General features: G+C 33.2%; 17 protein-coding genes. 8 read left to right on the forward strand and 9 right to left on the reverse strand.

Annotated elements, in window-relative coordinates:
* Positions 1 to 32: 32 nt before the first annotated feature.
* The 4 genes from murQ to SOJ_RS04455 all read right to left on the reverse strand — a co-directional run bounded on the left by murQ (position 33) and on the right by SOJ_RS04455 (position 3320).
* A complete protein-coding gene (gene murQ, locus SOJ_RS04440; RefSeq protein ID WP_002506896.1) occupies positions 33 to 920 on the reverse strand; it encodes an N-acetylmuramic acid 6-phosphate etherase in 888 nt (295 codons plus the stop codon).
* Between the two features lie 2 nt (positions 921 to 922).
* The gene (locus SOJ_RS04445) at positions 923 to 1975 is read right to left on the reverse strand and encodes a MupG family TIM beta-alpha barrel fold protein (RefSeq protein WP_002506897.1); all 1053 of its coding nucleotides are present in this window, start codon (positions 1973 to 1975) and stop codon (positions 923 to 925) included.
* 98 nt (positions 1976 to 2073) lie between these two features.
* A complete protein-coding gene (locus SOJ_RS04450) occupies positions 2074 to 2403 on the reverse strand; it encodes a hypothetical protein (protein WP_002506898.1) in 330 nt (109 codons plus the stop codon).
* Between the two features lie 224 nt (positions 2404 to 2627).
* Positions 2628 to 3320 (reverse strand): helix-turn-helix transcriptional regulator, encoded by a 693-nt coding sequence (locus SOJ_RS04455; protein WP_002506899.1) that lies wholly within the window; start codon positions 3318 to 3320, stop codon positions 2628 to 2630.
* 453 nt (positions 3321 to 3773) lie between these two features.
* Between SOJ_RS04455 and SOJ_RS04460 the strand changes: the two genes are divergently transcribed.
* The 7 genes from SOJ_RS04460 to SOJ_RS04490 all read left to right on the forward strand — a co-directional run bounded on the left by SOJ_RS04460 (position 3774) and on the right by SOJ_RS04490 (position 12032).
* The gene (locus SOJ_RS04460) at positions 3774 to 4568 is read left to right on the forward strand and encodes an inositol monophosphatase family protein (protein WP_002506900.1); all 795 of its coding nucleotides are present in this window, start codon (positions 3774 to 3776) and stop codon (positions 4566 to 4568) included.
* A gap of 128 nt (positions 4569 to 4696) precedes the next feature.
* On the forward strand, positions 4697 to 5650 hold the full coding sequence (locus tag SOJ_RS04465) for an LCP family glycopolymer transferase (protein WP_002506901.1): 954 nt from the start codon (positions 4697 to 4699) through the stop codon (positions 5648 to 5650).
* A gap of 318 nt (positions 5651 to 5968) precedes the next feature.
* Positions 5969 to 8923 (forward strand): formate dehydrogenase subunit alpha, encoded by a 2955-nt coding sequence (fdhF, locus tag SOJ_RS04470; RefSeq protein ID WP_002506902.1) that lies wholly within the window; start codon positions 5969 to 5971, stop codon positions 8921 to 8923.
* Complete coding sequence (locus SOJ_RS04475; RefSeq protein WP_002506903.1) at positions 8923 to 9387, forward strand: DUF1641 domain-containing protein; 465 nt, start codon at positions 8923 to 8925, stop codon at positions 9385 to 9387. Before fdhF ends, SOJ_RS04475 begins: the two co-directional genes overlap by 1 nt.
* 303 nt (positions 9388 to 9690) lie before the next feature.
* Entirely contained in the window at positions 9691 to 9924 is a 234-nt protein-coding gene (locus SOJ_RS04480) for a hypothetical protein (RefSeq protein ID WP_002511467.1), read from the forward strand.
* Between the two features lie 25 nt (positions 9925 to 9949).
* The gene (locus SOJ_RS04485) at positions 9950 to 10726 is read left to right on the forward strand and encodes an N-acetylglucosaminidase (protein WP_002506905.1); all 777 of its coding nucleotides are present in this window, start codon (positions 9950 to 9952) and stop codon (positions 10724 to 10726) included.
* Positions 10727 to 10907: 181 nt separating this feature from the next.
* Positions 10908 to 12032, forward strand: a complete 1125-nt coding sequence (locus tag SOJ_RS04490; RefSeq protein WP_002506906.1) for an FAD-dependent monooxygenase — start codon at positions 10908 to 10910, stop codon at positions 12030 to 12032.
* Positions 12033 to 12133: 101 nt separating this feature from the next.
* Here SOJ_RS04490 and SOJ_RS04495 read toward each other — a convergent pair whose 3' ends face one another.
* The 5 genes from SOJ_RS04495 to SOJ_RS04515 form a co-directional block, all read right to left on the reverse strand.
* The gene (locus tag SOJ_RS04495) at positions 12134 to 13090 is read right to left on the reverse strand and encodes a 2-hydroxyacid dehydrogenase family protein (RefSeq protein WP_002506907.1); all 957 of its coding nucleotides are present in this window, start codon (positions 13088 to 13090) and stop codon (positions 12134 to 12136) included.
* 182 nt (positions 13091 to 13272) lie between these two features.
* Complete coding sequence (locus SOJ_RS04500; protein ID WP_002506908.1) at positions 13273 to 13587, reverse strand: DMT family transporter; 315 nt, start codon at positions 13585 to 13587, stop codon at positions 13273 to 13275.
* The gene (locus SOJ_RS04505) at positions 13587 to 13907 is read right to left on the reverse strand and encodes a DMT family transporter (protein ID WP_002506909.1); all 321 of its coding nucleotides are present in this window, start codon (positions 13905 to 13907) and stop codon (positions 13587 to 13589) included. The genes SOJ_RS04500 and SOJ_RS04505 overlap by 1 nt, the downstream gene beginning before the upstream one ends.
* Positions 13908 to 14262: 355 nt before the next feature.
* Positions 14263 to 14727, reverse strand: a complete 465-nt coding sequence (locus tag SOJ_RS04510) for a CHAP domain-containing protein (protein WP_002506910.1) — start codon at positions 14725 to 14727, stop codon at positions 14263 to 14265.
* A gap of 339 nt (positions 14728 to 15066) precedes the next feature.
* Positions 15067 to 15438 carry a DUF4870 domain-containing protein gene (locus tag SOJ_RS04515; protein WP_002506912.1) on the reverse strand — a complete coding sequence of 124 codons (372 nt, stop codon included), beginning with the start codon at positions 15436 to 15438 and terminating at the stop codon, positions 15067 to 15069.
* Between the two features lie 258 nt (positions 15439 to 15696).
* On the opposite strand from SOJ_RS04515, the gene SOJ_RS04520 reads away from it, so the two are divergent.
* A complete protein-coding gene (locus SOJ_RS04520) occupies positions 15697 to 16767 on the forward strand; it encodes an NAD/NADP-dependent octopine/nopaline dehydrogenase family protein (protein ID WP_002506914.1) in 1071 nt (356 codons plus the stop codon).
* Positions 16768 to 16790: the final 23 nt, after the last annotated feature.

Consider the following 16790-nt stretch of genomic DNA (forward strand, 5'->3'; position numbering starts at 1 on the left):
CAACGTGACATTGCTATTTAAATCAGGATAAATTAATTTTTTATTGCTTGTTTAATAATATTGTCATTTTGACGTAATTTTGTTTCTGCTTCAGCTTTTGAAATATCACATAGGTACATAACGACTGCTTGTTTAAGGTTTTGGTCTGCGTCATTATAAAGCTTTTGAGCTTCTTTATATGGAATATCACAAATATCTTGAATAATACGCACTGAACGGTCAACTAATTTATGGTTTGTGGCTTTTACATCTACCATAAGATTGCCATAAACTTTTCCCACACCAACCATTGTGATTGTGGAAATCATATTAAGGATTAGTTTCTGTGCTGTTCCTGATTTTAATCTCGTAGATCCAGCTAATACTTCGGGACCGACATTAACTTCTACAGGGAATTCTGCTAGTTTGCTAATTTCTGTATCGACATTGCAAGAAATGGCAACTGTATGGGCACCTAACTCTGTAGCGTATTTTAAACCACCTTTGACGTAGGGCGTAGTTCCACTGGCCGCAATGCCAATAACTACATCGTTGTCTGTTAAATCAATGTGTTTTAAATCATCATGTGCTAGTGATTCACTATCTTCAGCACCTTCGACTGCGACTGTCATGGCAGGTTGTCCACCGGCTATTAATCCGATGAATTCATCAGGTGTTGTATTAAATGTAGGCACACATTCTGCTGCATCGAGTACGCCGAGTCTTCCACTCGTGCCTGCGCCCATATAGATAATGCGGCCACCTTTTTTAAATTGCTTCGTTGTAACTTCAATGACTTTAGCTAAGTCAGGCAATATTTGTTTTATCTGTTGAGGTACTTTTTGATCTTCTTCATTCATAGTCTCTAAAGCTTGTTGAATAGACATTTCGTCTAAGTGCATTGTAGCTTCATTTCTTGATTCAGTTATTAAATTACTCATTTTTACAGCTCCTTATTCTTGTACGTAAATTCAAATGTGTCATTAGGGCGCATGCATTGAATTAATGGTAAATCGGTCTTTTTAACTTCACCTACAACATTGATGTTATTATGCGGTGGTAAATCATTTTTAATAATTTGTAATTCACCTTGATAACGTCCGTTTAGTTTATTATCCACGGTTATGGCACCGAAATTTCGACCATTTGTTGAAAATGGTTGAATCTCTGTATCACAATAAAGACGAGCTTCTTGTGATCTAATAACGTGAGCTGGATTATCAGCACGTACCGTATGAGGTTTAAATAATATTGATGATACTTGGTCATCTAAAAGCATAATATTTAGGTTGAAATGTCTGTGGTGTAAAAAAGTAATGAGTTGTTGTGCAGCATGTGAATCAATGAGTGGATCTCCAATCATTACATGTTCTACTAAGTTATCTTTAAGTAACTGTGCACTTTGAATAGGGTGCTGATATCTTGTGGATTCAATTGTTGGCAAACCTTTATATAGAGGACCACGCAATGTTGAACCAGTGATGAAACCAAATATATCTGCTTGTGCGTTATATTTTAAAATCAAATTGTTTTGTGACGCTACGAATTGCGGCTCCAAACCGGTATCAGGTCTTGGATAATAATTGTGGCAATAACAAAGATAAGTAAAATCTTTAAGTTCATGATAAAGCTGTTGCAATAATTGCTCTGAGATGATGCTAGCATTGATACAACATTTGAATCCGTTACTGATAATATCGTTGACGACATTTAAAGAAGTACTATGATCGATACGAATCATAAATTCTGCTGTCTCATATTGATGTAAGAATTGATAGAAATTGTGATCCAGCAACAAAGGATTGATATCAATCATATATGTAAGCTGATCATTAGATAAATAATCTAAAAGTTCTCCCAAATAGCGATATTTAGTACTTTCGTTTTCTTCAGGAATTTGTACAGACGTAAAAATGGTGCTGTAGCCTGAAGTAATCATCCGTTTGATATATGGTTTGTCGATGGGCTGTCCAAGATATATAGAAAATCCATGCATTGCTATCACTCCTTATATTGCTGTAATCGTTTTCATTGTACAACACATGAAAAACTATTACAATTTTAATTTATAAAAATCTTCAGAGTGTAATATTGTTACAAAAGAGGGGTTAATAATTGGTGGATACGAAATAAACGTTGCTGAATATCACTTATATATTTCGTTGTATTACCTATAGTTAGTTCATCTATAGGCTGTTCAATTTGTTCAGAAAGAAATTGAAAGTAATTGTAGTGAATAAGAGAAGTATGATGCTTTGAGACGCTTTTTAGAGCGGCGTATTCTTTATCGATATAATCATGAATGTTTTGTTTGTAGTCGTTTTTCTTTTTATGATTGGTGACGATTGCAAATTTATATATTTCTAGTAAGTTCAATAATTTACTGATGTGTTGTTCTAAATGATGGAATTCTAAGTTATACATAAAGACTTCCTTTCATAAATGTGATGAGGCTGTTTAATTTAAATTGAAAATATTTCATTGTGCTTAGGGTGAATTTAAATAATCAACATACAATATTGAATAGAATAGGAAGGTAATTATAAACTTGTGAAAAGGAGAGAGAAATTTTGAGAAACGACTTTAGGAATTAATAAACTATTTGCTTATCGAAAAAATATAAGTAATTAAAAATCCAACTGAGACAATTAGGACTCAGTTGGATTTAAAAATTGTTGATAATTATTTATAGTAATGTCTTGAGTCTTGATTGTCTTTTCAAATGAATATGAGATATCGTGTATATCAATAATAGGAATCTCATTTGTTTTACCCAAACCAATTTCAAAGACGACTGCTTTCCACAAACCTTTTTCACATAATAATCCAATAAAAATAACATTTTCAGTGCCTATATTTGTACCGTTATTGTATTCCATTGCCATAACATTTCTTTCAGTACAATAAATGAGGACTTCAGAAAATATAGGTGGTAAATTTGTATGTTGTCGGTGATCAAATTTAATATAACGGTCTAGCTTTTTCAAAGCGCGTCGCATTTTTGTATAAGGTAAATTCAAACATTTTTTAATAATTGCATTAACTTCTTCTTTATAAGGTAACGTAGTGTAAGACTGACTTTCATTAAGCACTAAGAACAAAGCGGATAGTTGATTCTCAGTCAGCTCAATCTCATAACTATTTGGTGTTTCTTGAAGTTGGTAGCCACCTAGTTTACCGTGCTTTGCTAAAATTTTCACACCTTGATCTTCTAAATCTTGAATATCTCTTAAAATCGTTCGTTTTGACACGTCTAAGTTTTTTGCTAACTCTGAAGCGGTAATTTGTCTATTCTCTTGAATAGCTAGAACAAGTTTATTTTGTCTCTCGCGTTTATTCATTAGAAAGTCACCTCCCAAATGATTACATATTACATTTATTATATCATAAAAGTGACAATGACGACATTTAGAAAAACTTTTTTTTAAAAAAATAAAGAAAACGCTTACATTAGTTAAAAACTTATGTTAATATGTAATTAGTAACAAGGGGGTAGCGAGTAGATGACAAAGGGGTAGGCTATTACATATAGTTTTGTTAACATCTAATTCGTTCACGTTACTAATCAAACATCTTCAATATTTATTACTTACTTTCCTTTCTATTTAACCGACTAGCTACGCTGGTCGGTTTTATTTTTATGTCATAGCAACAATATGTGTGCCAAAATGTTTTAGTGGTTATGATATATCATATATTTCATTAATATTTCTATGATAAAATATAATAAATTAAAGATAGTTCATACTTAATAAGGAACATAATAATTTATAAATTTAAAGAGGTGCCTATACATGGAAAAAGAACAATTAATTTATATCGATGATGCCGTGAGGTCTTGGCTTGAAACATTGGATAAAATCATCCCGAAGTTAATCGAGGATATGGTTACAAGTACGAAACAAAATAGGTTTGATTTAGTGACAAATGTTGATAAATCAATACAACATAACTTCGAACAATTTTTAAAGCAAAATTTTCCAGAACATCAGTTGTTCGCTGAAGAAAAGTCGAATGAAGAAGTGCATCCTAAAGAAGGACATGTATGGGTTATGGATCCCATTGATGGAACGACAAATTTAGTTAAACAACAAGAAGATTACTGTATTATTCTAGGCTATTTTATTGATGGTGAACCAATGCTGTCATATATTTATGATTATCCACATGGCCAACTGTACAAAGCAGCTAAAGGGTATGGTGCATATGTGAATGGTAAGCGACTAGAAAAACCCGAAAGTATTGATTTACAAGATGCGATTATTTCATTTAATACATTAGTTATGAATGATGAGACCATTCATGGACTAAATGATGCTTCATTTAGTCATCGTTTTATCGGTTCTTGTGGTTTAGATTCAATCCGTGTAATCAAAGGACAATTTGGAGCGCATGTTAACACAAATCCAAAACCTTGGGATATCGCAGCGCAATTCTTGTTTGCCAGTGAACTGGGACTTAAAATGACGACATTAGATAATATGGAACTAGACTTTTCTAAAGCAGGTCCATTTATTATTAGTAACAATGCTTGTCATGAAGAAGTATTAGGTATACTAAATTCTGGAGATGGATACAAAATACAATAAGAAATCACTGTATTAAATATTTATTATATAAATGATAGGTCTAAAGCACTATGTCAAATCCAAGTTATTAATATATAATGTATTACTAAATGAGAGAAAATTGAATACAGAAACGGAGAATGATAAGAGTGAATCGTTCTAAAAAAAATAAAAAAATGGGCTTACCAACAAAATTAATATTGTGGTTCTTTGGTATATTAGTTTTATTAGCGTTACTAGCAGTTATTTATTTAGGATTTAAAATATTTTCTGTTGGAGGATCAATTCATAATCCTTTAGACAGAGATAAATCTTCATTAAGAGATAAAGACGTCAATTTAGATGATGGTGATCCATTTACGGTTGCTTTGTTTGGTGTGGATTCTGATGCCAAAAGAGATGCTGAAGGTGGCGGTCAACGTAGTGATACAGTAATGGTATTATCGATTAATCCACAGAAAAAAACGACAGAAATTGTCAGCATTCCACGAGATACACAAGCGGAAATCGTAGGTAAAGGTACTACTGAAAAAATCAACCATGCATATGCTTATGGTGGACCTGATATGGCAGTGAAATCAGTAGAGAATTTATTAAATGTACCTATTGATCACTACGCAACAATAGATATGGACGGTATGCAAGATATGATAGATACTGTCGGTGGTATCAATGTAACGAGTAACGCGTCATTCTCATATGATGGTTATCAGTTTAGTGAAGGCGTTCAATCCCATATGGATGGAGAAGAAGCGATGGCATTTATTAGAAGTCGTAAAGAAGAGGGCGCTGGCGGAGACTTTGGTCGTCAAGAACGTCAACAACTTGTTATCCAAGGCTTAGCTAATAAACTTACAAGTATCAGTTCAGTTACACATTTTAATTCATTAATGAATCATGTTGAAGATAATGTGAAAACGGACCTTACAGTTGGAGAATTAAACAAAATAAGAAGTAATTATAATGATGCGAATGAACAGGTCAATAGACACCAGTTAGATGGACAGGGTGGCATACAAGATGATGGCTTGTACTATTTTATACCAAGTGAGAGTTCACTTAGTGAAATTGAAGCAAGCATTAAAGATAACTTAGGAATGTAATTTAAATGAACTATAGATTTTGGCGAATGCTAAAATCTATAGTTTTTTTATTATGCCAGTATTTATGAAATAACATAAAGATTATTAGTCAAGAAGAATTATAAAATAACTTTCTATAAATATTAAGTTTTGAGCCATAAAGTACATCTAATATAATAAAATGTGAAATAAGGTGGAAATCCTTAACATTTAAATGAAATAGATATACAATATAGATAACATTATCTTAAAAAAGTGTGGGCTTTTTAGATGGAATGTTATTCAGCACCTAATAGATATATAACGCGGGCATCATAAATAATAATAGGGGTGAAGAGAATGCAAGAACATTTGATTGTCTCATTAGATGGCAAAGATTATCTTGTAGAACCAGGGACGAATTTACTTGAGTTCATCAAATCTCAAGATACATTTATTCCATCAATATGCTATAACGAATCGCTAGGTCCAATACAAACTTGTGACACGTGTACTGTTGAAATAGACGGTAAAATGGCACGTGCGTGTGGTACCACAATTGATAGACCGATGATTGTTAATACGCAAAATGATAACGTACAAACAAGTCAAAAAGAAGCTTTAGACAGGATCTTAGAAAATCATATGTTGTATTGCACAGTTTGTGATTATAACAATGGCGACTGTGAAATACATAATACAATGGACCAATGGGGTTTAGAGCATCAAACTTATGAATATAAAGAAAAGCCATACGAAAAAGATTACGGTCCTTTCTATCGTTACGATCCAAATCAATGTATTTTATGTGGTCGTTGTGTAGAAGTATGTCAAGACGTTCAAGTAAATGAAACACTTACAATTGATTGGGAACGCCAACAACCACGAGTGATTTGGGATAATGATACTTCAATCAACGATTCATCATGTGTAGGTTGTGGTCAATGTGCAACAGTCTGTCCATGTAATGCAATGATGGAAGTCAATATGGAAGGCAGTGCCGGCTATATGACTGATTTAGAGCCTGGATCATTAGCAGCTATGATTGATTTAACGAAAAAAGCGGAACCAGGTTATGGTCCGTTGTTTGCAGTTTCTGACTCAGAGGCAGCAATGCGTGAAGAGCGTATCGAAAAAACTAAGACAGTATGTACATACTGTGGTGTTGGTTGTTCTTTCGATGTATGGACAAAAGATAGAGAAGTTATAAAAGTTCAACCTCAACAAGAATCACCAGCTAATAAAATTGCAACGTGTGTTAAAGGTAAATTCGGTTGGGATTATATTGATTCAGAAGAACGTCTCACAAAACCATTAGTACGTAAAGATGGTCAATTTGAAGAAGTTGAATGGGATGAAGCACTAAAAGTTGTGTCTGATAACTTTAATAAAGTTAAAGCCTCTCATGGTTCAGATGGCTTAGCATTTATATCATCTTCAAAAGCAACAAATGAAGAGTCTTATCTTATGCAAAAGCTTGCAAGACAAGTCATTGGCACAAATAATGTAGATAATTGTTCACGTTATTGCCAAGCACCAGCAACAAAAGGGCTATTTAGAACGGTAGGTCATGGTGGTGACTCTGGTTCAATAGATGATCTTGAAATTGCAGATATGGTTGTCTTAATTGGTACAAACACAGCAGAAGCTCATCCAGTTATTGCTTCACGTATTAAACGTGGTCATAAGCTATATAACAATACTTTAAATGTGTTTGATATACGTAAACATGAAATGGCTGAACGCGCAGATAATTTCTATCAGCCTAAACCTGGTACTGATTTAGTTTGGTTGTCAGCAGTGACTAAATACATTATCGATAACGATCTTCATGATAAAGTATTTATCGACGAATGGGTGAACAGCTTTGAAGCGTATCATAAATCATTAGCGCCATTTACAATGGATTTTGCGGAAGAAACAACGGGCATCTCTAAAGAAGCTTTAATAGACTTTGCACATCAACTTGTAGATGCTGAATCAGTATCAATCGCATGGGCAATGGGTGTGACACAACAAGACATTGGTAGTGACACTTCAACAGCGATATCTAATTTATTATTAGCAACAGGTAACTATAGAAGACCAGGCACAGGCGCTTATCCTTTACGTGGTCATAATAACGTACAAGGTTGTAGTGATATGGGGAGTATGCCTGACAAATTCCCAGGATATCAAAGTGTTACTGACGATGAAATAAGAGCAAAATTCGAACGCGAATATGGTCAAACATTACCTAGAAAAGTAGGTAAAGATAACCATCAAATGATGGAAGGCATACATGAAGGAGAAATTGATGCACTTTATTTATATGGTGAAGATACAGGTATCGTTGACTCTAACATCAACTATGTACAAGCTGCATTGGAAAAAGTTGGCTTCTTAGTAGTACAAGATGAGTTCTTTACATTTACTGCTTCATACGCAGATGTTGTGTTACCAGCAAGTCCATCATTAGAAAAAACAGGCACATTTACAAATACAGAGCGTCGTATCCAACGTTTATACCAAGCTTTAGAACCTAAAGGTGACTCTAAACCAGACTGGGAGATTATCCAAGCTGTAGCCAAAACGTTAGGTTATGATTGGAACTATACACATCCAAGTCAAATCATGGATGAAATCGCAAGATTAACGCCATCATATTCAGGTGTGAACTATGATCGTTTAGAAGGTTATAACAGTTTACAATGGCCAGTTGCAGAAGATGGTACAGATCAACCGACACTGTTCTTAGAAGGCTTTAATTTTGATGATGGAAAAGCGAAGTTCTATCCATTAACATTTGATAATTTCTTTAAAGTAAATGAAGAATATGATTTACATGTAAATAACGGTCGTATATTAGAGCATTTCCATGAAGGCAATATGACTTATAAAGTACCAGGACTTCAATACAAAATGCCAAATGCATTTGTTGAAGTATCTCCTGAACTAGCTGAGGATAGAGGTATTCATGAGGGAGCAGAAATTAAATTAATTTCTGAAACTGGTGAATTAGAACTTGTGGCACATGTGACGGATAGAGTTAAAGGTAAAGAAATCTATATCCCATTAAATAATAATGCTATGGAAAATGGTGACCATGGAGCGATTAACTTACTAACAAATAGTGATGTAGACAAAGATACAGATACTCCATCTTATAAACGTACAAGCTGTCGCATGGAAGTGAAGACAAGAAGAGGAAAATCACCACTTAACCCTACGAACTTCCGTGTAAATAAACAACGTCAACCACAATACAGCGTTCGAGTTGAAGACAAATGGAAACGTAAAGATTATACTTTCCCAGGAAGTCAGGTGGATAAATAATGGCTGAAAGAATAACGAATATTAAACGCATGCAAAAAACTGAAGCAGAGATTAAAGAGGAAAATTTAGCTGAAGTGACAGATGCAATTGTTGCAAACAAAGATAGCATTTTAAAAGCAATCAACATCATTAGCACTTTAGATGATGCTAAATTGCTAGATGCTATGTCTGGTGCAATTAAAAGTAGAGGCGTTATAGCCAATAAGTTCTCTGTTGAATTAAATAAAGAACAATATTCAGGTTTGATTTCAAATATGGCTTCACTTGTATTTTTATTAGGTGACTTAGATGTAAATGACTTATCTGAGATGCTAAATAAAGTGAACAAAGGCTTACATGTCGCAAATCGGGCCAATCCGAATCAAAAAACATCGATTACTGGCTTGATGGGCATGTTGAAAGATGAAGAAATGAATCGTAGTCTGACATATATGATGAATATGCTTAGAGGTATGTCAAGATAAGATTTCCCTAATAAATAAATAAATAAATAGTTAAAATAAAAGTTAGAGGCTGGGACATAGCACATGTCTCAGTCTCATTTTTTATGTTGACAGTAGTTGACAGAATTGAAAATGCACTTATATCAAGCTTTTAAAGAACTTCTACTTCATTTATGAAGATAAGCAGTTTTTATACAAGCGCTTCAGCCTATTGTTTTAAAAATGACATATTGAAACAATGGTAAATATGATACAATTTCTATTATTAGAATTAAATTTTATATATTTTTAAGGGCGAGGAGTGGAAGGCTTATCAACGCGAAAATGATTAAAATCATGGCGGTTATCTCAAATGTATTTCTAGTTTTGGGAGTTGTTTTTTTAATAATGATGAATATGGTAATGGCTATTACAATGTTCGCTGTTTCATTAGTCATCAGTTTAATGATATTCAATATGTTGTTTAGAGATAAGAAAGCTATGAGGATAGCGCTTAACATTTCTTTTGTAGTTGTCTTAATTGCTATTATTATTGCTTATGTTACATTAACTAAATAAGTGTAAGCTAGGGAGTTATTATATAATGAATGAAATTATAAAGAAAAGATTAACATTATTTATTATGCTCATTATCATCATTGTATTTACGATTTTATTAATTATAAACGAAACACACCTATTTGACGATAAAAAGTCACATTCTTTTGATGAAGCGGTAGATAAGCAACTTGGTGAAGGCACTCTAAATATGACAGAAAAAAACGGTCGATTTGTTGAGGCTTCAAAAGCTGATGTTAAAAAAGCTATGGATGTAAATGATGACAAAGATAACTTGAATCATATGGATATTTCTGAAAAAGTGTCAATGTCAGAAAAAGAAGTAAATGATATTTTAAAAGATAAAGGGATATTGAAAAATAAAGGTGATGCATTTTTAAAAGCACAAGACAAATATGAAGTTAATGTGTTGTACCTTGTGAGCCATGCGCTTGTTGAAACAGGTAATGGTAAATCTGAATTGGCTAAAGGTATAGAAGATGATGGTAAGCATTACTATAATTTTTACGGTATAGGTGCATTTGATGAAAATGCAGTACACACAGGTAGCAGTTTTGCTAAAAAGCAATCTTGGACTTCACCAGAACGCGCAATTATGGGTGGAGCTAAATTTATAAGAGGTAATTACTTTGAAAATGAACAATTATCATTGTATCAAATGCGTTGGAATCCTAAATCACCTGGAGAACACCAATATGCAAGTGATGTAGAATGGGACGAAAACATCGCCACATTTATGAAGGTTTATTATGATAAACTGGGTATAAAGAAAGATCATATTAATAAGGATTATTATTTGTAAAAATTGAGTTATAATATATTTATGACGAAAGATAACAGGGTGTTTTCATGATACGTTTGTTATCTTTTTTGTGTGATGACTTATTGACAATACTTAGGCTAATATCAAAGAGCTTATTAATATAAAGTTTTATAAAAGTGTTAATATCGAATAGACTAGGAAAATTTGGAGTGAATTGAAAATGAAAATAGCTATAGTTGGCGCGGGTATTGGTGGATTAACAACTGCAGCATTATTAATTGAACAAGGACATGATGTCAAAGTATTTGAAAAAAACAATGAAGTAGCTGAAATAGGTGCAGGTATCGGCATTGGTGGTAACGTTATTGAAAAATTAGGAAAGCATGATTTAGCAAAAGGCATTAAAAATGTTGGTCAAATCATTGATACAATGGAAGTGCGAGATGATAAAAATAACGTGCTATCCAAAGTGAAGTTAAAAAAGAATACGGTGAACTTAACAATGTCTCGTCAAGATTTAATAGATGTGATTCAATCTTATGTACCGGAAGAAGCAATCTATACAGATCATTTTGTAACTCATATTGATAATGGCGATTTAAAAGTGACTTTACATTTTAATACACAACAGCAAGAAGCATTTGATTTATGTATTGGTGCAGATGGTGTACATTCTAAGATAAGAAATACGGTTGAACCTAATAGTAAGCCTGAATATCAAGGTTATACAGTGTTTAGAGGATTGGTAGAAGATGTGGATATTAAAGATGCTCAAATTGCTAAAGAGTATTGGTCTCCGAAAGGGAGAGTAGGGGTTGTACCTTTATTAAACAATCAAGCCTATTGGTTTATTTCTATTAATGCGAAAGAAAAAGATAGTAAAATGAAAACCTATGGTAAACCTCATTTACAAGCCAGGTTTAATCGTTTTCCAAATGAAATAAGAACCGTATTAGATAAAGAAAGCGAAACAGATATTTTATTAAATGATATTTATGATTTAAAACCGCTGAAAACATTTGTTTATCAACGTGCTATTTTACTTGGTGATGCAGCGCATGCAACGACGCCAAACATGGGACAAGGCGCTGGACAAGCAATGGAAGACGCGATTGTCTTAGCAAATTGTCTTCAGTCATATTCGTTTGATGAGGCGTTACAACGCTATGATAAATTACGTGTAAAACACACTAAAAAAGTAATTACACGTTCTAGAAAAATAGGTAAACTCGCACAACGTAGTAATAAACTGATTGTAGCTGTAAGAAATGGCATTGCAAAGGCTTTGCCAAATAAGTTAGTTACGAACCAAACTAAGTTTTTATATAAATCCAAAAGTAAATAAACTTGGAATATTTCAAATTAAAGCACCCATCCATATTTTTAATGGATGGGTGCTTTAATTTGTACTAAGTATTTAGAACTAAGCTTTTAGCAACTAATTCATTAATTTACTAAAAACTTAGGTTTTTTATCATTTAGCTTACTAATTGTGTCATTCGCAACAATTTTAGACATCATATCACGAGATTCATATGTCGCATTACCAATATGTGGTGTGAGTACTACATTGTCTAGTGATTTTAATTCGTCGTTTATTTCTGGTTCGAATTCGAAAACATCTAAAGCAGCGCCTTCAATTTCTTTATCTTTTAATGCTTGTACTAAAGCTTGTTCATGAACGATAGGGCCTCTCGAAGCATTAATTAAATAACTCGTTGACTTCATCATTTTAAATTGTTCAGTGTCAATTTGATGATGTAAATCTGGATTATATGCAGCGTTAATTGTTACAAAATCTGCATTTTTTAATAAAGTTTCTAAGTCTACATACTTGGCGCCGATTTCACGTTCTTTATCGACTTTTTGGTTAGGGCCAGTATAAAGCACATTCATATCAAACGCTTTGGCACGTCTTGCTACAGCAGCACCAATTTCACCTAAGCCAATAATACCAATCGTTTTACCAGAAACTTCTCTGCCACGGAAGAACAATGGTGCCCATCCGTCAAAGCCAGTTGTACGGCATAATTTATCACCTTCAGCGATACGTCTTGCAACTGCAAGTACGAGTGCAAAAGTTAATTCAGCTGTAGAATTTGTTGAAGCCTTTGGTGTGTTTGTAACGTCAATGTCTTTTTGACGAGCATAGGCTACATCTACGTTATTAAAACCTGCACCATAGTTTGCGACGATTTTTAAATTGCTACCTGCATCAATTACTTCTTTATCTACGTTGGTAGACAACAGACTAATTAAAGCGTCAGCATCTTTAACCCCTTGCTTTAAAGTATCTTTATCAATGATACCTTCGCCTTCATACATTTCAACCTCATACCCTTGATCTTTTAACAAGTCAAAACCTACTTCAGGTACTGGACCTGCGATATAAACTTTTACCATGTATAATCCCTCCATTATATATTTAGTATAGTAAACTTCAAAGCACTAAACAAATTATTATATTTATTAAAGAAATACTTGTGTGTTCTTTTTATATAATGACGAAAAAGCTATAGAAAACGATTTCTTTGTTGCTTCTTTATATATCATGATTTAGAAAGTATATTTTATTATTTGCTTTTCTAACTTATGAGCTTTAAGCCCACTATGGAAAAAATGATCAAGCCAATAAAGAATATACGTTTTGCGTTTTTAGATTCATTGTATATCAACATACCTACAAGTGTGCCACCGCCAGTACCGATGCCACTCCAAATTGCATAAGCAGTTCCCATAGGAATGTCATTCATTGCTACTTTGAGCGTGCTAAAACTACAGATAAAAGCAATTGCTAATAAGACGACTAATGATTTCCTTTTAGTGCGTGTAATTTCATTTAATATGACTACACCGATTACTTCTAATAGACCTGCAATGAGTAAAATAAACCAAGCCATTAGTTTTCAGCCTCCTCTGTAGTTAATTTTAGACCGATAATACCTACTACCAATAGTGTAATTAAGATAATTTTCATAGAGTTAAAAGGATCACCGAAAAATAACATATCCACTAAAACAGTACCGACTGCGCCAATACCTACGAATACGGCGTAAACAGTGCCGACGGGTAATGATTTACACGCAGCAATAACAAGAAAGAAGCTTATAATAATAATGATGATCGTACCAATCCAACTAAGTAACGAATCAGCAGTGTTTAAGCCAGTGACCCATAATATTTCTATAAGTCCAGCAAGTATAACTTTAAACCATTGCATCGTTGTGCCTCCTTTTTTCATCAAACGCTCTTATTTTCTCAAATATTCTGTTATACTGCAATATTAAAAATCATATAATAAATTTAGTGTAAATGCTGTTTTTAATTATAACGCGTGATGTCCTCATATTTATTTTGATGTGGTTATCTCTATAAACGGATATTGATGAATGATTGAGTATATTATTTTAAAAAGGACAGTATTTTGTTCCGATGATTCACTAGTTAATCAAGCATAATTCGAAGACTATAGGATGAGGAAGTGCCCACGAAAAACACGCACAAAAAAATGCCAACAAAGTTCTAGACTTTGTTGGCACTCTGAAATATTCTAATTTATATTGTACTAGCGAATATTAGTTAACGTGGATATAGTTATATGAACCTGCTTCACCAGCAGAGATAGTACGTTCACTTACAGAGTAAGGTCCGCCGCTATAATTCATTTCTGAAACCGTTACTGAACCGTCATTGTTTACATTTTCAACATATGCAACGTGGCCCATTGGTCCTTCAGATGATTGTAAGATTGATCCAGCTTCTGGAGAGTTGTTAACTGTGTAACCTGCAGATGAAGCTGCTGAAGCCCAGTTATTTGCATTACCCCATGTAGAACCGATACCTCCGCCTACTTTATCAAATACGTACCAAGTACATTGACCTGAAGTGTATAAGTTAGCACTTGAGCTTGAAGTTTCTTGTGTAGTAGTTTGTGTTTGTTGAGTTTGCTCTGCTGCACTTGCTTCATTTCCTTGGTCTAATCCTACGATTGCTGCGCCGATACCTGCTGTGATAGTTGTTGCTGTTACTAATTTATTCATAATTAAAAAATCCTCCCAAATTTGTACGTTCTTAATATTTATTATTTATGTTATTCGTTCGATAGTCTTTAAAGTTAATGTTTTATTTTTCGCTTTGCTTTCAACGACAAGTAATACTCTAACAGATGAATTTAGGTTTGTGTGGTTTGTTACGCTTTTGTAAAACAATTAAAAAAACCTCACATATCGTTGTAATAAACGACATGTGAGGTTACAGAAAGGTATCGGCTTGTAATGGTTTGTAAAGATCTATGGTATAAGGTTTTACAATAACTTAACATTCAAAATAACTAATTTGTATTACAACAGTTGTAATAAGTCACAAAATTTAGATTCATTTTATTTGAAAAATCTAATTGAAAGTGGTGGTAAATAGTCTTCTCCATTATATGCTTTTACAGCAGCTACGATAGTAAATATAAAATTCAAAATAGCTATGATAGGGAATAAGATAAAACCTATTATGATAAACATCGCTATTGAAGCAACGATTAGCCAAATCATATAAGAAAGTAAAAAGTTGAAATAATTTTTACCAGTCTTGTCAATGAATGGTGAATCTTCACGTTTAATGAGCCAAATAATTAGTGGTGCTATTAATGAAGTGAAAAAACTTAACACATAGATTAAAGTACCCATTAATCTATCATCGCTACTTGGTTCTTGATTTATAACTGTAGAAGATTGGTTTGTATTATATTGTTCATCCATATGAATCACGCCTCCCTTATTAGCATAACTATAACAAATTTTATTCTTAAATGATATTTAATTTGAAAGGCTACAATTTAAAAATTAGCAAAGCGAACTTTTTAAAATATAGTGCATTTAATGGGATGAAACAAATGAATATAATGCAACTAGGGATAGGTTGAATACCAGTGTTTATCAGAAATCTAAATTGGATATACATTATAGTAATGTTTAAAACACTCATATATACAAATCATTAGAGAAAGAAGGGTATTTATGAAGATAGCAATCGTAGGATCAGGAAATGGTGCTGTTACAGCAGCATTAGATATGAAACATAAAGGACATGAGGTGAAGTTATATTGTCGAAATCAATCTATTGATAAGTTTGACAAGGCGATAGCACAAGGCGGGTTTACGTTTAATAATGAAGGAGAAGAAACGTTCATTGAATTTACTGATATCAGTGATGACATGGAATATGTTGTTAGTGATGCAGAAATCATTCAAGTTATTATACCATCTACATTTATTGAGCATTATGCACATACGATGGCACCATTTATTAATGATAAGCAATTAATATTTTTTAATATCGCAGCGGCAATGGCTTCAATTCGATTTATGAACGTCTTAGAAGATATGCGCATAGAAGTTATGCCGATATTTGCTGAAGTGAACACATTAACTTATGGGACGAGAGTGAATTTTGATGAAGCTCACGTGGACTTATCATTAAATGTAAGAAAGGTTCATTTCTCAACATATGATAAAGAACATTTAAGTGATAGCTTTGACAAAATTGAAACGCTATATCCATATGTTGTCAAAGAGGAAAGTCTTTGGAAAACAAATCTTGAGAATGGGAATCCAGAAGTGCATCCAGGTCCAACATTACTCAATGTAGGACGCATCGATTATGCAGATGACTTTGCATTATATGAAGAAGGTATAACGAAACATACTGTTCGTTTATTACACGCAGTAGAATTGGAACGATTAACTTTAGGACGTAAGTTAGGCTTTGAATTGTCTCCAGCTAAAGAAGCACGTATTGAACGTGGTTATTTAGAAAGAAAAGATGAAGATGAACCTTTAAATAGATTGTTTAACACGAGTCCAGTGTTTTCACAAATCAAAGGACCAAACCATGTGAAAAATCGTTATTTAACAGAAGATATTGCATACGGACTCGTATTATGGTCTAGTCTTGGTCGTGAAATTGAGGTTGAAACGCCAAACATTGATGCCATTATCGTGTTAGCATCTACTATTTTAGAGCGTGACTTTTTTGAAGAAGGACTCACTATTAATGAATTAGGCAAAGAAAAATTGGGGCTTAATTAATTTAAACTAACAATAGGGGGGAC

The sequence above is a fragment of the Staphylococcus sp. OJ82 genome (genome assembly GCF_000294465.1).
Taxonomy (GTDB): Bacteria; Bacillota; Bacilli; order Staphylococcales; family Staphylococcaceae; genus Staphylococcus; species Staphylococcus equorum.

Coding starts and splice junctions, on each gene's coding strand:
- murQ (WP_002506896.1), bottom strand. CDS start 920: ATGAGTAATTTAATAACTGAATCAAGAAATGAAGCTACAATGCACTTA.
- SOJ_RS04485 (WP_002506905.1), top strand. CDS start 9,950: ATGAATGAAATTATAAAGAAAAGATTAACATTATTTATTATGCTCATT.
- SOJ_RS04460 (WP_002506900.1), top strand. CDS start 3,774: ATGGAAAAAGAACAATTAATTTATATCGATGATGCCGTGAGGTCTTGG.
- fdhF (WP_002506902.1), top strand. CDS start 5,969: ATGCAAGAACATTTGATTGTCTCATTAGATGGCAAAGATTATCTTGTA.
- SOJ_RS04510 (WP_002506910.1), bottom strand. CDS start 14,727: ATGAATAAATTAGTAACAGCAACAACTATCACAGCAGGTATCGGCGCA.
- SOJ_RS04475 (WP_002506903.1), top strand. CDS start 8,923: ATGGCTGAAAGAATAACGAATATTAAACGCATGCAAAAAACTGAAGCA.
- SOJ_RS04495 (WP_002506907.1), bottom strand. CDS start 13,090: ATGGTAAAAGTTTATATCGCAGGTCCAGTACCTGAAGTAGGTTTTGAC.
- SOJ_RS04520 (WP_002506914.1), top strand. CDS start 15,697: ATGAAGATAGCAATCGTAGGATCAGGAAATGGTGCTGTTACAGCAGCA.
- SOJ_RS04500 (WP_002506908.1), bottom strand. CDS start 13,587: ATGGCTTGGTTTATTTTACTCATTGCAGGTCTATTAGAAGTAATCGGT.
- SOJ_RS04515 (WP_002506912.1), bottom strand. CDS start 15,438: ATGGATGAACAATATAATACAAACCAATCTTCTACAGTTATAAATCAA.
- SOJ_RS04480 (WP_002511467.1), top strand. CDS start 9,691: ATGATTAAAATCATGGCGGTTATCTCAAATGTATTTCTAGTTTTGGGA.
- SOJ_RS04455 (WP_002506899.1), bottom strand. CDS start 3,320: ATGAATAAACGCGAGAGACAAAATAAACTTGTTCTAGCTATTCAAGAG.
- SOJ_RS04450 (WP_002506898.1), bottom strand. CDS start 2,403: ATGTATAACTTAGAATTCCATCATTTAGAACAACACATCAGTAAATTA.
- SOJ_RS04490 (WP_002506906.1), top strand. CDS start 10,908: ATGAAAATAGCTATAGTTGGCGCGGGTATTGGTGGATTAACAACTGCA.
- SOJ_RS04505 (WP_002506909.1), bottom strand. CDS start 13,907: ATGCAATGGTTTAAAGTTATACTTGCTGGACTTATAGAAATATTATGG.
- SOJ_RS04445 (WP_002506897.1), bottom strand. CDS start 1,975: ATGCATGGATTTTCTATATATCTTGGACAGCCCATCGACAAACCATAT.